We start from the raw sequence: 14215 nt of genomic DNA on the forward strand, positions 1-14215 counted from the left end.
CAGGCCAACACTCGGCGCTAAACCCGAGTCAGCTCGAAGAGCGGGATGACGCGTTCGGTCTTGGCCTGGTATTCGCCGAAGCCGGGCGCCGCGGCGACGACCTTGTCGAACAGCGCATCTCGTTCGTCCCGCGGAAGTTCGCGGGCGGTGGCGTCGTAGGAATCGGTGCCGATCTCCACGTGCACGCCGGGGTTGGCCCGCAGATTGTGTACCCACGCCGGATCTTTCGGCGCGCCACCGTATGACCCGACGATCAACAGGCGGCCGTCGATGGTGAACGATGCCAACGGGCTCACACGCCGCTGCCCGGACTTGGCGCCGGTCGTGTGCAGCAGCACGATGTCAGAGCCCTCGAACGGGCCGCCGACCTTGCCGCCGTTCGTCCGGAACTCCTCGACGACGTCGCGATTCATCGTGTCGAGCGCGGCCCGGTTCTTCAGGAGTTCGTCTGAGTTGAATTCAGTCACGAAACGTCAAAGCCGATTCGGCTTGACGCCTATTCCCGCCTAAGCCCGCACGAGTTCGAAGAGCGGGATCCTGCGCGTCGTGTTGGCCTGGTAATCGGCGAACACCGGAGCAAGTTCGACGATCTTCGGGTACGTGGCGTCACGCTCGTCGGACGGCAGTTCGCGAGCGGTGACGTCGTAGGAATCGGTTCCCACCTCGATCCGCGCCTTCGGATTGGTCCGCAGGTTGTGCACCCACGCCGGATTCTTCGGCGCGCCGGCATAGGACCCGACGATCAGCATCTTGCCGTCGACGGTCAGGTAGGCCAACGGCGACAGCCTCGGCTCACCCGACTTGGCCCCGGTCGTGTGCAGCAGAAGCAAAGTGCCACCCTCGAACGGGCCGCCGACCTTGCCGCCGTTGGCCCGGAATTCCTCGACGATGTTGCGGTTGAACTCGTCGAGGGCCGCGGTGTCGGAGTAGAGCTTTTCCTTGTCGATCTCGGTCATGGCTTGTCCAGCTTCTCGGGCTTGGCGTCTATTCCCGATTCCTTGCGCTGCTGCGCGGTGATCGGCGCGGGCGCGTCGGTCAACGGATCGACGCCACCGCCGGACTTGGGGAAGGCGATGACCTCGCGGATCGAGTCCATCCCGGCCAGCAGCGCGGTGATGCGGTCCCAGCCGAACGCGATACCTCCGTGCGGCGGCGCGCCGAATGCGAAGGCGTCCAACAGGAATCCGAACTGCTTCTGGGCTTCGTCGTGGTCGATGCCCATCATCGCGAACACCCGTTCCTGGACGTCGCGGCGGTGGATACGGATCGACCCGCCGCCGATCTCGTTGCCGTTGCACACAATGTCGTAGGCATCGGCCAACGCGGCGCCGGGATCGGTGTCGAAAGTCGCGACGGATTCGGGCTTGGGTGAGGTGAACGCGTGGTGCACGGCCGTCCAGGCACCCGAGCCCACGGCGATGTCGCCGGACGCGGTCGCCTCGTCGGTCGCCTCGAACAACGGCCAGTCCACCACCCAGGTGAACGCCCACGCGTCGGGGTCGATCAGATCGAGGCGCTTGGCGATCTCGATGCGCGTGGCGCCCAGCAGCCCACGCGCGGCCTTGACCGGGCCGGCCGAGAAGAAGATGCAGTCACCGGGATTCGCGCCCACATGTGCGGCCAGACCGTCCCGCTCGGTATCGGTGAGGTTCTTGGCCACCGGTCCCCCGAGCGTGCCGTCTTCGCCCACCAGCACATACGCGAGGCCCTTGTGACCGCGCTGCTTGGCGAATTCCTGCCAGCCGTCGAGCGTGCGCCGCGGCTGCGAGGCGCCGCCCGCCATGACGACCGCGCCCACGTACGGCGCTTGGAACACCCGGAACGTGGTGTCCTTGAAGTACTCGGTGCACTCGACGAGTTCCACACCGAACCGCAGGTCGGGCTTGTCGGAGCCGAACCGCCGCATGGCTTCGGCGTAGCTGATCCGCGGCAGCGGAAGCGGAACGTCGTAACCGATCAGCGCCCAGAGCGCCTTGAGCACCTGCTCGGACACCGCGATGACATCGTCGGCATCGACGAAGCTCATCTCCATGTCGAGCTGGGTGAACTCAGGCTGGCGGTCGGCGCGGAAATCCTCGTCGCGGTAGCAATGCGCGATCTGGTAGTAGCGCTCCATGCCCGCCACCATGAGCAGCTGCTTGAACAGCTGCGGGCTCTGCGGCAGTGCGTAGAAGGAGCCGGGCTGCAGCCGGGCCGGCACCAGGAAGTCTCGCGCACCCTCAGGCGTCGAACGGGTCAGCGTTGGCGTCTCGATCTCGACGAAGTCGTGTTCGGCCAGCACTGCGCGTGCCGCCGCATTCACCTTGGACCGCAAGCGAATTGCGTTGCCCGGACCCTCGCGGCGCAGATCCAGGTAGCGGTACTTGAGCCGCGCTTCCTCGCCCGCGCTCTCGTCGAGCTGGAACGGCAGGGGCGCACTCTCCCCCAACACTGTCAGTGATGTCGCGTTCACCTCGATCTGCCCGGTGGCGATCTCGGGGTTCTCGTTGCCCTCGGGCCGGACCTCGACGGTGCCCTCGACGGCGACGCAGAACTCGGCGCGCAGCCGGTGCGCGGCTTCGAGCACGTCACCTTCCCGGAACACCACCTGCGACACACCCGAAGCGTCGCGCAGGTCGATGAAGATCACGCCGCCGTGGTCACGGCGACGTGCCACCCAGCCCGCCAACGTCACCTTCTGACCCGCGTCGGTGGGCCGCAATGAACCAGCGGCGTGACTGCGCAGCACGAAAACTCCTTGTGAATGAACTTGAGGGATAACTGCCACAGTGTAGTGGGGACCTGATCACCACTAGTTTGGCGATAGTGAACTCCCCAATCGCGGTAATCGGCCCCGGCGCCATCGGATCCACCATCGCTGCATACCTGCATGCCGCGAGCCGACCCGTACTGCTGTGCGGTCGCAGCCCGCGAGACCGTGTCGAGGTGCGACCCGACGGTCGTGATCCGATCGTCGTACCCGGTCCGGTCCACACCGACCCGACCGGCGTCGCCGGTCCGGTCGACGTGGTGTTCCTGGCCGTCAAAGACACCCAGAACGAACAGGCGGGCGGCTGGCTTGCGCGGCTCTGCGATGAGAACACCGTGGTGTGCGCGCTGCAGAACGGCGTCGAACAGGTGGAGCGGGTGGGCGGGTTCTGTCCCGGATCGCAGGTCGTCCCGGCCGCGGTATGGGTTTCGTCGGAGCCTCAACCCGCAGGCTGGATATGGGTGCGCACCGCGACACGCCTCGTGCTGCCCGACACGGCCTCGGCCGCTGTCATCGCCCAGACGTTGCGCGGTACCGAGATCACGGTCGAACTCGACGGCGACTTCAGCACGGCCGCCTGGCGCAAGCTCCTGGTCAACGCCGTTGTCGGGTTGATGGTGCTGACCGGACGGCGCGCGGGCATGTTCCGCCGCGACGATGTGGCGGCGCTGGCGCGTCGCTATCTGAACGAGTGCCTGGCGGTGGCGCGGGCGGACGGCGCGAAACTCGGCGATGGCGTGCCCGACGAGATTCTCACGATGCTGAGCTCCGGGCCCGCCGATGTCACGACGTCGATGCTGACCGACCGCGAGGCGGGCCGGCCGTTGGAGTGGGACATCCGCAACGGCGTCATCGCCCGTAAGGCGGCGGTCTACGGCCTGCCGACGCCGGTCAGTGACGTGGTGGTGCCGCTCCTGGCCGCGGCCAGTGACGGACCCGGATAGCACCCGCCACTAGACACCCTGCCCTAAAGTGTCTACCCATGGCACGGACCTACCAGTGTGAACGCGTCGAACTCGACTTCATCGACCGAGCGCCGTTCCGCTTCGTCAGCACCGTAGATCTCGCGATCACCCCGGAGGAGTTGTTCGAGGTGCTCGCCGACGAGACCTCGTGGCCGCACTGGGCGACCGTCATCACCAACGTGGAGTGGACGAGCCCCGAGCCCCGCGGAATCGGGACCACCCGCACCGTCACGATGCGCGGCAACATCGTCGGCGACGAGGAGTTCTTGGCGTGGGAACCGTTCTCCCACATGGCCTTCCGGTTCAACACCAGTACGTCGAACGCGATCTCGGCCTTCGCCGAGGATTACCGCGTCGTGCCGACGGCGCAAGGTTGCCACCTGACCTGGGTGATGGCGATGGAACCGAGCGGGCTGGCCGGGCAGCTCGGCATGACGCTGGGCAAACCGATCATGGCGTGGTTGTTCCAGCGCTTCCTGCACAATCTGCGTCGCTATACCGACAAGCGGTACGCGACACGCACTCAGTAGATCCCCTCCCACGCCGCGCGCCTCAAGGCATCGGGATCCTCGACGGTCTCGTCGCGAGTGGATCGGATCACCCGGGTGCGGCGCCGGTCGGCGTCGTAGCGAGGCCACTCCGGACCGAGATCGTCGGTCGCGAAGTCCAGCCACGTGCGCTGCATGCGCCTGCCGACCGAAGGCTGCACCCGCCTTCCGAGCGGATGAATCTTGCGGCCCAGATACGACGAATAACTGTGCTGGATATGGACGATCTCGCTGCCATGGGTGGCGCCGAGCCCCAGCGCTCGCAGCGTCCAGGTCGTGTGGTCGAAGCGGTACACGTTCGTCGGTGCGAGTGGGCTGTAGGCGTCGGCGAAGGCCCACGTCGGCGCGCCGAACATGACATCGGATCCGAACGCGATGCGCGCGGCCCGCCGGGGATACGTGGGGTACGCGGACAGGATGCGCTCTCGGTCGTGCGGCGCGGTGCGCTGGAAGTAGCTGTCGACGAGTTCTGGTGTGGTCGGCAGCATCGGCGGCTTGCCCCACGCGAACATCGACGCTTCATGGCTGTTCGTGCCGATGATCAGCGGGACACGCGCCACCGCGCCGGCCCGGGCCGCCTCGATCGGGTGTAGCGGCAACAGGTCGACCCCGTGCGTCAGGCCATACGCCAGTGTCGGCGTCTGTTGCGCGCTCTCAAGCTGCAATTGGCCGGCCGCGCGCCGCAGTTGGCGCTGCGGCAACACCTTGAGCTGCTCGGCTCCGACGCCGAGCAGGTGCATGAACCGGCGCGATTGCCGGGCCCGGATCTCCCGGTCGGCGATCAATGGCAGCGCCGGGCTCTGGGCGATCGCCCTGGCGAAGAGCCCTTCGGCGGCCGGGCTCGCCAACAGCGCCAACACTGACGTCGCACCGGCGGATTCGCCGAACACCGTCACGCGCTCCGGATCGCCCCCGAACGCAGCGATGTTGTCGCGCACCCACCGCAGCGCCGCGATCTGATCGCGCAGGCACAGGTTGTCGTCGAACCCGTCGCCCAGGTCGCCGAGTTCGAAACCGCCGAACACGCCGAGCCGATATGTGACGTTGACGACCACCACATTGCCGTTCGCGGCGAGCCGCGAACCGTTGTACAGCTGGAGCTGGCCCGCCCCGTAGACGAACGCACCACCCGGGATCCACACCATCACCGGGAGCGAGCCGGCCGTATCGGGGGACCACACCGTGACGGTGAGGCAGGCCTCATCCCGGATCTTGGGATCGTCGCGGCCGCCGCCGACGAACGAGCGGCCCTGCGGCGGCAAAGGACCGTGGTCGACAGCGTCTCGCACGCCCGACCACGGCGTCAACGGTTGTGGTGCGACGAAGCGCAGCCGGCCGAGCGGTTGCTGGGCGTAGTCGACACCTCGCCACACGCTGACACCACCCTCGAGGGTGCCGCGCAGCCGCCCGAGCGAGGTGTGGGCGATGGTCGAATGTTCCGCTACGACGGACACGTCTGAATCCTAATGTGGCAAGCTAAACCGAGCTGTCGAGTATGACCTGGGCGCGAATGCGATGGAGCGATGCGATGACCTTCAACGAGGGTATGCAGATCGACACGAGCACCACTTCGAGCAGTGGTGGCGGCCGCGGTCCGGGTCGGGGTATCGCGATCGGCGGTGGCATCGGTGGTCTGCTGATCGTCGTGCTCGCAATGTTCCTCGGCATCGATCCCGGCACAGTCATGCCGCAGCAACAGCAAATGAGCACCGAGGGCGCTGAGGCGCAGGGTTTCGACCTGAGCCAGTGCAAGACGGGCGCGGATGCCAACAACATCGTGCAGTGCCGCGTGGTGGCAACCGGAAACTCCGTCGACGGCGTGTGGCAGCAGCTGCTCAAGGGCTACGAACGTCCGCACGTCCGGCTGTTCACCGGTCAGGTCAACACCGGCTGCGGGCCGGCCACCAGCGATGTCGGGCCGTTCTACTGCCCCGTCGACCAGACCGCCTACTTCGACACCGACTTCTTCCAGACTCTCGTCGACCAGTTCGGTTCCAGCGGTGGGCCGCTCGCACAGGAGTACGTCGTCGCCCACGAATTCGGTCACCACGTGCAGAATCTGCTCGGCGTGCTAGGCCGCGCGCAGCAGGATCCGCAGGGTCCCACCGGCGGCGGCGTGCGCACCGAACTGCAAGCCGACTGCTACGCCGGGGTGTGGGCGCACTACGCCTCGATCACCCGGCAGGAGAGCACCGGCGTGCCGTTCCTGGAACCGCTGAGCGACAAGGACATCGCCGACGCACTTTCGGCCGCGTCATCGGTCGGCGACGACCGCATCCAGCGGGCGGCGACCGGGCGGGTGAACCCCGAGGCCTGGACCCACGGGTCATCCGAACAGCGGCAGAAGTGGTTCACCGAGGGATACCGAACCGGCGACCCGAACAAGTGCGACACGTTCGCGACGAATGACCTTGGGTAGGCCCCAGACCGAGGTCGACGCGGTAGCCGAGCGCTACCTCGAGACCTACGCACAGCTGGACCCTTGCGCGGCAACCGAACTGGGTATCACCGGATTCGACGACGAGGTCACCGACTACTCGCCTGAGGGAGTCGCCGCGAGAGCCGAGGCCGCGCGCTCGGCGCTGCGCGAACTCGACACGGCGAACCCGGCCGACGATGTCGACGTGGTGACCATCGCCGCCATGCGCGAACGCCTCGGCGTGTCCGTCGAATTGCACGACGCAGGCCTGGATCTCGGTGAGCTCAACGTCATCGCCTCACCACTGCAGACCATGCGTGACGTATTCGACTTGATGGCCACCGATACCGCGGACGATTGGGCGCTCATCGGGCGGCGGCTGGCCAAGGTACCCGACCGGGTCGACGGCTACGCGCGTGCGCTGAATGCCGCGGTGGACAACGGACATCCCCCGGCGATCCGTCAGGTCACCCGCGGTATCGCCCAAACTCAGCAGATCGCACAGCTGTTCGCCGATATGGTGGCGCAGGCACCGACCGCCGGCACCGCCCTGCGCGACGAACTGCGCCAGCACGCGACCGCCGCCGCCGCTGCCTACGAGCGGCTGGGCATTGTGTTGCGCGACGACATCGCTCCGCACGCCCGGGAAGTCGACGCATGCGGGCGCGACGCCTACCAGTTGCTGTCGCGGTCGTTTCTGGGCACGAGCGTCGACCTCGACGAGGCCTATGAGTGGGGCCTGGGGCTTCTCGACGCGGTTGTGGCAGAGCAGGAAACGATCGCGCAGCAGCTCTACCCCGGCGCAACGGTCGCCGAGACGCTGCGCCGGCTCGACGAGGAACCCCGCTACCTCGTCAAAGGCACCAATGCGTTGCAGGCCTGGATGCAAGACCTGTCGGACCGCGCCGTCGAATCACTGTCCGGTACGCACTTCGACATCGTGGGCCCACTTCGCAAGCTGGAGTGCCGAATCGCTCCCACTCAAACCGGCGGCATCTACTACACGGGACCGTCCGAGGACTGGAGCAGACCCGGTCGGATGTGGTGGTCGGTGCCGCCCGGCGTCGACGAGTTCCACACCTGGCAGGAAACCACCACCGTCTTCCACGAGGGCGTGCCGGGCCATCATCTGCAAATCGGGCGGGCCGTGGCACTTTCCGATCAGCTCAACAGGTGGCGGCGGCTGGCCTGCTGGGTCTCGGGCCACGGCGAGGGCTGGGCCTTGTACGCCGAGCGGCTGATGGCCGAACTGGGCTGGCTCGACGACGCCGGGAACCGGATGGGAATGCTTGACGCACAGCGCTTCCGGGCCGCACGCGTGGTCATCGACATCGGGGTGCACTGCGGTCTCACCGCGCCGGACGGCGAGGTCTGGGACGCCGAACGTGCGTGGAACTTCCTGACCTCCCACTCGGCCATGACGGAGGAGCATCTGCGGTTCGAGCTCGACCGCTACCTCGGCTGGCCCGGACAAGCTCCCTCGTACGCCATCGGCCAGCGGATCTGGCACCAGCTGCGTGAGGAGAGCCTGCAACGCGGTGCGACGTTGCGGGAGTTCCACAGCACTGCGCTCGATCTCGGCGGCCTGCCGCTCGATGTGTTGCGCTCGGCGTTGTCGTCGGCGTGATCCACGGCGACACTGGTGGCATGAACCGCGATCAACCCGCCATCGAACCCGATACCAAAGACTGGACGTGGGTGATGTCCCGGCCATGCCCAGAATGCGGATTCGATGCGACGACGGTGCACCACACCGAGGTCGCCGCCAGGATTCGTGATGACGCCGCAGCCTGGATGTCGCGACTCGGCCAACCCGATGTCGCCGTCCGGACGCGGCCGGGCATGTGGTCGATACTCGAATACGGCTGCCACATTCGCGATGTGCACCGCATATTCGAACACCGCGTGCGGCTGATGCTCACCGAGGATGATCCGCGCTTCCCGAACTGGGACCAGGACGCCACCGCGATCGCCGACGACTACGCATCACAGGACCCGGCAACTGTTGGCTCCGAGCTCTTCGAGTCGGCCAACGTTGTGGCCGCCACCTACGAGCAGGTACCCGACAACTCGTGGGGGCGTCGGGGGCTGCGAAGCAACGGCAGTGAGTTCACCGTGGCGACGATCGCGATCTACCACCTACATGACATCGTCCACCACGCGTACGACGTCACCACCATGTGACGCACGTCATAACTTCCGGTTGTCACGGTCGGGCTGTCGGGCGGTGTCTAAGAGTGTGACCATCGACAGCGAAGGGGACCGCGCTGGACGCTACTGAGGTGTTCGCAGAACACCGACCGCTCTTGTTCACACTCGCGTACGAGATCCTCGGTAGCGCCGCCGACGCCGAGGACGTCATCCAAGAAAGTTACCTGCGCTGGATCAGGGCCGGCGAGGTCATTCACCCGCACGCATATCTGGTGCAGCTCGCTACGAGGCAAGCCTTGAACGCGCTGCGCACCGCCAAGCGCAGGCGTGAGGACTACGTCGGCAACTGGTTACCCGAACCCATCCGCACCGCACCGGATGTCAGTGAGGACGCGGTGCTGGCCGAGTCGGTGTCTATGGCGATGCTTCTGATCCTCGAGACACTGAGCCCGGAGGAGCGCGTGGTGTTCGTGCTGAGCGAGGTTTTCGCTTACAGCCATCCCGAAATCGCCAGCGTCCTTGGTAAATCGGATACGACTGTGCGCCAAATCGCCCTTCGCGCTCGCCGCCACGTCCAAGCGAGACGTCGTCGATTCACACCGGACGAGCAAACCGGCCGCGACGTTGTCAAAACGTTCCTGCGGGCTGCCAACACCGGGGACGTCGCTGCCCTGGTTGCGGTCATGGCGCCTGACGTAGCTGCGGTGGCTGACGGTGGAGGTAGCGTCAGTGCAGCCCGGCGCCCGATCATCGGTCCGCAGCGCGTCGCCCAATACATGGCCGGGCTGGCTCAGACCGGGATGGCAGCGCTCGCTATCACATTCGGCGTGTACAACGCTTTGCCGGCTGTGCTGTTTCACCGGGGCGACCAGCTCGACTCGATACTGCTGATCGAGATCACCGACGGACTGATATCGGGCCTCTACGCAATCAGGAACCCCGACAAACTTCGCCACAGCACAATTGGCCGAGCCCTGGCGCGATAGGAGAAAAGTTATGCAAACCGTAACAGTTGAGCGCACGATCGCCGCACCACCGGATGTGGTATTCGAATTTCTGTGCACTGCAAGCAACTTCACGCGTTCACCGCTGGTGTTGCACGAAAGGTTGGCCGTTCCCGGCCGCGATGCCGCCTACGGTGTCGGTGCGATCCGAATCCTGGTATGGGTCATCGGCTGGTTCCGGGAGCGCATCACCACCCACGACGCACCTCACTCGTTCGACTACATCGTCGAACGCAGCTTTCCACCGTCTGAGCACCGACACGGCCGAGTAACCTGCACCGAGGTCGCCGCAGGTACCCACGTCAGGTGGATGACTACGTTTCGCGTGAAGCTTCCACTCATCGGCGGACCGCTGACACGCTGGATTGGGCGACCGCTGCTTACGCGAGTCTTCAACGACGTACTCGACGCCGCCACTGCCGACCTCAGCACCGCGCAAACCGGCACGTATTGACCATGTTGAACACACATCGTTAATGTGTTCAAATGCGAGAGCCGGGCGGCAGGCTGTCCCCCGCACTTCTGGCCGCCACCGTCCAGACATTACGACATTCCGGGCCAAGACAATTCAGCCTCACCGCGGTAGCTGACGCCGCGGGCGTATCCCGTGGCACGGTGCACAACGCGTTGGGCAACCGCGACAGGGCGATCGAGATCGCGCTCGAACACCTGACGTCGGAATTCCTCGGTGCGCTCGCGGTCCAGGTGCGCCGTGCGGACAGCCTGGCCGGTCAGGTCGCCGCGGCAGCTGTGGTGATCTGTGCCCATCGCCGACAGTCGGACGCGGTGTCGCCGCGCGGCTTCAACGAGAGCATTCTGGTGCTCCTGCTGCGCAACACCGGCGACGACCTGATGCGGCGTTCGATCGACTTCTGGAAACCACTGGTGCGCGCCGCGCAGGGCCGCGGCGAGGTCCATGCCGGCCTGGCTCCCGCCCGGGCCGGTGAATGGATCGTGCGATTGCTGTTCAGCTTCGAACTGTTGCCGCCTATGGGCGTTAACCTGGACAGCCCACGCGCGGTCAGACGTTTCGTGTCCGATCACATCATCGACGGGCTGAGAGGGTGGCCATGACCGAAGCCCACTACGAGGTGGCCATCATCGGTGCGGGTCCCGGTGGTATCTCCGCCGCATATCTTCTGCGGCAGAAGGGAATACACGACTTCGTCATCGTCGAACGCGGAGCCGATTTCGGCGGCACCTGGCGGGACAATCACTACCCCGGACTGGCCGTCGACATCCCGACGCTGTGGTACCAGCTGTCGTTCGCACCCAACCCGCATTGGACCAGGCTGTTCGCACCCGGACCCGAAATCTACCGCTACCTGAAGGACACCGCGACGGCTCTCGGGCTGTATGACCATCTGGTCGCCAATGCCGACGTGACCCAGCAGCAGTGGGACGAGGAACGTGGACTGTGGCGGCTGCGGATCCGCGGCCGGTCCCCGGTCACCGCACGATTCCTCATCAGCTCGGTGGGCGGATACGTGAACGCCAAGTCCGACGTCGACATCGAAGGTGTCGACGACTTCACCGGCACCATCCTGCGGCCCAACGCCTGGGACGATTCCTACGACACTCGCGGCAAACGGATCGCGGTGATCGGCACCGGTTCGTCGGGCGTTCAGATCGCCGCCGCGCTGGCTGCGCATGCCGCCGAACTCGATGTCTACCAGCGCACCCCGGCTTGGGTGCTTCCGAAGATCGACTTCGACATTCCCCCGTTGATGCGCCGGGCGTTGAGACTGCCCGGGGTATTGCGGGCAGTCGACGCCGCGGGCCGGCTTGCCATGGACGTGTTCCTCGTTGCACCGATCGTGCACGCCTTCTCCCGGCTCCCGGAGACGGCGCTGCGGCGGATCATGCCGCTCTACGACGGTTGGTGCCGACTGCTGTACCGGCTCCTCTTGCGCAGTGTCGTCCACGATCGGTCGACTCGACGAAAACTGGTGCCGCACTATGGCATACTCGCGAAACGTCCGGTGATATCGAGTTCATTCCTTCCGGCACTGAACAATTCGAACACCCATCTGATCACCTCACCCATCGAACGCATCACTGCAACGGGCATCCTGACCACCGACGGCGATGAACGGCCTGTCGACTTGTTGGTGCTGGCCACCGGTTACGAGCTCTGGACCGATCCGGAGACATACCGGGTGGGAACCATTCTCGGCCCCAATGGATTCGATCTCACCCGCTACTACCAGGCACACGGGCTTCGCAGTTACGCCGGCACCGCTCATCCGCGGTTGCCCAATCGGTGGGAGATCGTCGGCCCGCTCGGATTCGTCGGATTCGCCTGGCCCGACTATGTCGAGACGATGGCCGCGCACGCGGTACGCATCATCGACGAGGCCCGCCACCGCGGTGCAGGCGTGGTCGAAGTCAGCCAGGATGCGTTCAACGCATGGAATCAGCGGATGCATCGAGACGGGCGCGTCGCGCACCTGTACTACACCGCCACGTCCGGCCTGAACACCTATTTCGTCAACTCTCAGCACGACACCACGTACTACCGGCCGCAGACCATCACCGGATCACGGCGATTCGCCCGCCACTCCCCGCTGTCGGACTATCGCTTCTCGGGAATCCGCCAACCGTCTGAGCCCGCGCGCGAGGAGCAGCACGCATGAGCACATCCGATACCCCGTTGGCAGGCCGGGTCGCCTATGTGACCGGCGCGGCCCGCGGGCAGGGCCGCTCGCATTGCGTGCGGCTTGCGCGCGCCGGCGCCGACGTCGTGGCGATCGACGCATGCGCGCCGGTGGCCGAGCACAACGGATACCCAGCCTCCAGTCCGGACGACCTGGCCGAGACCGTCCGGCTCGTCGAGGACGAGGGCCGCAAGATTCTCGCCGCTGAGGTCGACGTGCGCGATGCCGCGGGGCAGCGTCGCGTGGTGGCCGACGCCATCGAGCAGTTCGGGCGGCTCGACATCGTGGTCGCCAACGCGGGTGTGCTCAATTGGGGTCGTCTGTGGGAGATCTCGGCTCAGCAGTGGCAGGACATCGTCGACGTCAACCTCACCGGGGTGTTCAACACCGTTCAGGCCGTGGTGCCGCCGATGATCGAGGCAGGCAATGGCGGGTCGATCATCACCATCAGTTCAGCGGCCGGAATCAAGGCCGTGCCTGGCTGTGGCCACTACAGCGCGAGCAAATTCGGTGTCGTCGGCCTGACCAACTCGCTGGCAGTCGAATTGGGCGAGTTCGGGATTCGGGTGAATTCCATCCATCCGTACGGCACCGACACCCCGATGGGCAACGACGTGTCGATGTACCAGGTTTTCGCCGACCATCCCAACTACATCCACAGCTTCTCGCCCGGCGCGCTGCCCACCGACTCACTGGCTCCGCCGGACACGATCTCCGACATCGTGGTGTGGCTGGCCGGCGATGCGTCGTCGTTGGTGACCGCCGCCCAGATCCCGGCCGACAAGGGCTATCTGAAGATCTGAGCGGCGGCAGCCCGCTTTACAACCGCGCGTGCTCCGAGATGTTGGTGTCGGTCGTGCGCAACGGGCGGATCAACGCATCCTGACTGAATGACGCGATGAGCTCACCCTCCTCGGTGTGCACCGCGCCACGCACATACGACATGCCGGAGCCGACCTGGGTGCTCTCGTGGGTGTAGAGGATCCAGCCGTCCCAGCGGACCGGTTCGTGGAAGCTTACGGTGACCGTCATGGGCGCCGTCGACACGGTCAGATGTGCTTGCGCGGTCCCGATGCCTTCATGCGCCCGCATGGTCGTCGAAATACCGAGATGGCCCGTGAAGTACGCGATCAGCGCCTTGGCACGATCATCTCGGGTCGGGATGGGGTCGTAGTGCAACCAGGCGTAGAGCTCGGGCGGTCCGACCTCGTCGGGGCTGTTCACGTCGACGACGTCGACAAGCCTCAGCTGCCGCCCGGTCATCGGCATCGGCGACACGTTGGAGTCGGCGGGGCCTGCGACATCGGGGCGCGGGAGATGATGGCGGATCACGTCACCGGACGGCACATCGGTGAACACGGTGATGGTGATGCACCGCTTGCCGTTCTGTGACGCCGCGACCACCGCGGTGGCCGTGGACCGGCCCTCGCTGATCACATCGATGTCGAGTTCGACGGGCGGCCCCACCATGACGGCACGGGCGAACACGGCGTGTGCGGTGCGCACCGATTTCTCCGGAAACCGTTTCGCGACAGCGACTATGGCCGCGGCCAGAATCTGCGTGCCCTCCACCACCTGCCGCTCGTCGGCTCCGGCGATACCGGTCTGCACGATGAAGCGGTTGTCTGCTGCCGGCTCGGCGTCGAACAGTTCCAGGAGCATCTGCAGCGTCCACGGCGTGGATTCCACTGGCGCCTCCGCGGATTCGGTCGTCATCGAAAT

General features: G+C 65.9%; 15 protein-coding genes. 10 read left to right on the forward strand and 5 right to left on the reverse strand.

Annotated elements, in window-relative coordinates:
• Positions 1-17 precede the first annotated feature (17 nt).
• The 3 genes from ACRCUN_RS27885 to aspS all read right to left on the reverse strand — a co-directional run bounded on the left by ACRCUN_RS27885 (position 18) and on the right by aspS (position 2728).
• On the reverse strand, positions 18-413 hold the full coding sequence (locus ACRCUN_RS27885; RefSeq protein ID WP_462144923.1) for a nitroreductase family deazaflavin-dependent oxidoreductase: 396 nt from the start codon (positions 411-413) through the stop codon (positions 18-20).
• A gap of 93 nt (positions 414-506) precedes the next feature.
• Entirely contained in the window at positions 507-956 is a 450-nt protein-coding gene (locus ACRCUN_RS27890) for a nitroreductase family deazaflavin-dependent oxidoreductase (RefSeq protein ID WP_462144861.1), read from the reverse strand.
• Positions 953-2728, reverse strand: a complete 1776-nt coding sequence (aspS, locus tag ACRCUN_RS27895) for an aspartate--tRNA ligase (RefSeq protein ID WP_462144862.1) — start codon at positions 2726-2728, stop codon at positions 953-955. The genes ACRCUN_RS27890 and aspS overlap by 4 nt, the downstream gene beginning before the upstream one ends.
• A gap of 77 nt (positions 2729-2805) precedes the next feature.
• On the opposite strand from aspS, the gene ACRCUN_RS27900 reads away from it, so the two are divergent.
• Positions 2806-3693, forward strand: coding sequence for an oxidoreductase (locus ACRCUN_RS27900; RefSeq protein WP_462144863.1), 888 nt, complete (start codon positions 2806-2808; stop codon positions 3691-3693).
• Positions 3694-3731: 38 nt separating this feature from the next.
• Entirely contained in the window at positions 3732-4244 is a 513-nt protein-coding gene (locus ACRCUN_RS27905; protein WP_462144864.1) for an SRPBCC family protein, read from the forward strand.
• Here ACRCUN_RS27905 and ACRCUN_RS27910 read toward each other — a convergent pair.
• The gene (locus ACRCUN_RS27910) at positions 4238-5716 is read right to left on the reverse strand and encodes a carboxylesterase/lipase family protein (RefSeq protein WP_462144865.1); all 1479 of its coding nucleotides are present in this window, start codon (positions 5714-5716) and stop codon (positions 4238-4240) included. The genes ACRCUN_RS27905 and ACRCUN_RS27910 overlap by 7 nt on opposite strands.
• A gap of 74 nt (positions 5717-5790) precedes the next feature.
• Here ACRCUN_RS27910 and ypfJ point away from each other — a divergent pair, with 74 nt between their 5' ends.
• From ypfJ to ACRCUN_RS27950, 8 genes are all read left to right on the forward strand, one after another.
• Positions 5791-6681 (forward strand): KPN_02809 family neutral zinc metallopeptidase, encoded by an 891-nt coding sequence (gene ypfJ, locus ACRCUN_RS27915; protein WP_462144866.1) that lies wholly within the window; start codon positions 5791-5793, stop codon positions 6679-6681.
• Entirely contained in the window at positions 6674-8308 is a 1635-nt protein-coding gene (locus tag ACRCUN_RS27920) for a DUF885 domain-containing protein (protein WP_462144924.1), read from the forward strand. The genes ypfJ and ACRCUN_RS27920 overlap by 8 nt, the downstream gene beginning before the upstream one ends.
• A 20-nt stretch (positions 8309-8328) precedes the next feature.
• Positions 8329-8865, forward strand: coding sequence for a DinB family protein (locus ACRCUN_RS27925; RefSeq protein WP_462144867.1), 537 nt, complete (start codon positions 8329-8331; stop codon positions 8863-8865).
• Between the two features lie 98 nt (positions 8866-8963).
• Positions 8964-9818 (forward strand): RNA polymerase sigma-70 factor, encoded by an 855-nt coding sequence (locus tag ACRCUN_RS27930; protein ID WP_462144868.1) that lies wholly within the window; start codon positions 8964-8966, stop codon positions 9816-9818.
• A gap of 10 nt (positions 9819-9828) precedes the next feature.
• Positions 9829-10290, forward strand: coding sequence for an SRPBCC family protein (locus tag ACRCUN_RS27935; RefSeq protein WP_462144869.1), 462 nt, complete (start codon positions 9829-9831; stop codon positions 10288-10290).
• A 32-nt stretch (positions 10291-10322) separates the two neighbouring features.
• Positions 10323-10910, forward strand: coding sequence for a TetR/AcrR family transcriptional regulator (locus tag ACRCUN_RS27940; RefSeq protein ID WP_462144870.1), 588 nt, complete (start codon positions 10323-10325; stop codon positions 10908-10910).
• Entirely contained in the window at positions 10907-12472 is a 1566-nt protein-coding gene (locus tag ACRCUN_RS27945; RefSeq protein ID WP_462144871.1) for a flavin-containing monooxygenase, read from the forward strand. The genes ACRCUN_RS27940 and ACRCUN_RS27945 overlap by 4 nt, the downstream gene beginning before the upstream one ends.
• Entirely contained in the window at positions 12469-13296 is an 828-nt protein-coding gene (locus ACRCUN_RS27950) for a mycofactocin-coupled SDR family oxidoreductase (protein WP_462144872.1), read from the forward strand. The genes ACRCUN_RS27945 and ACRCUN_RS27950 overlap by 4 nt, the downstream gene beginning before the upstream one ends.
• Positions 13297-13312: 16 nt before the next feature.
• Here the strand turns inward: ACRCUN_RS27950 and ACRCUN_RS27955 are convergent, their stop codons facing one another.
• Positions 13313-14209, reverse strand: coding sequence for an acyl-CoA thioesterase (locus tag ACRCUN_RS27955; protein WP_462144873.1), 897 nt, complete (start codon positions 14207-14209; stop codon positions 13313-13315).
• Positions 14210-14215 lie beyond the last annotated feature (6 nt).

The organism is Mycobacterium venezuelense (assembly GCF_054919535.1).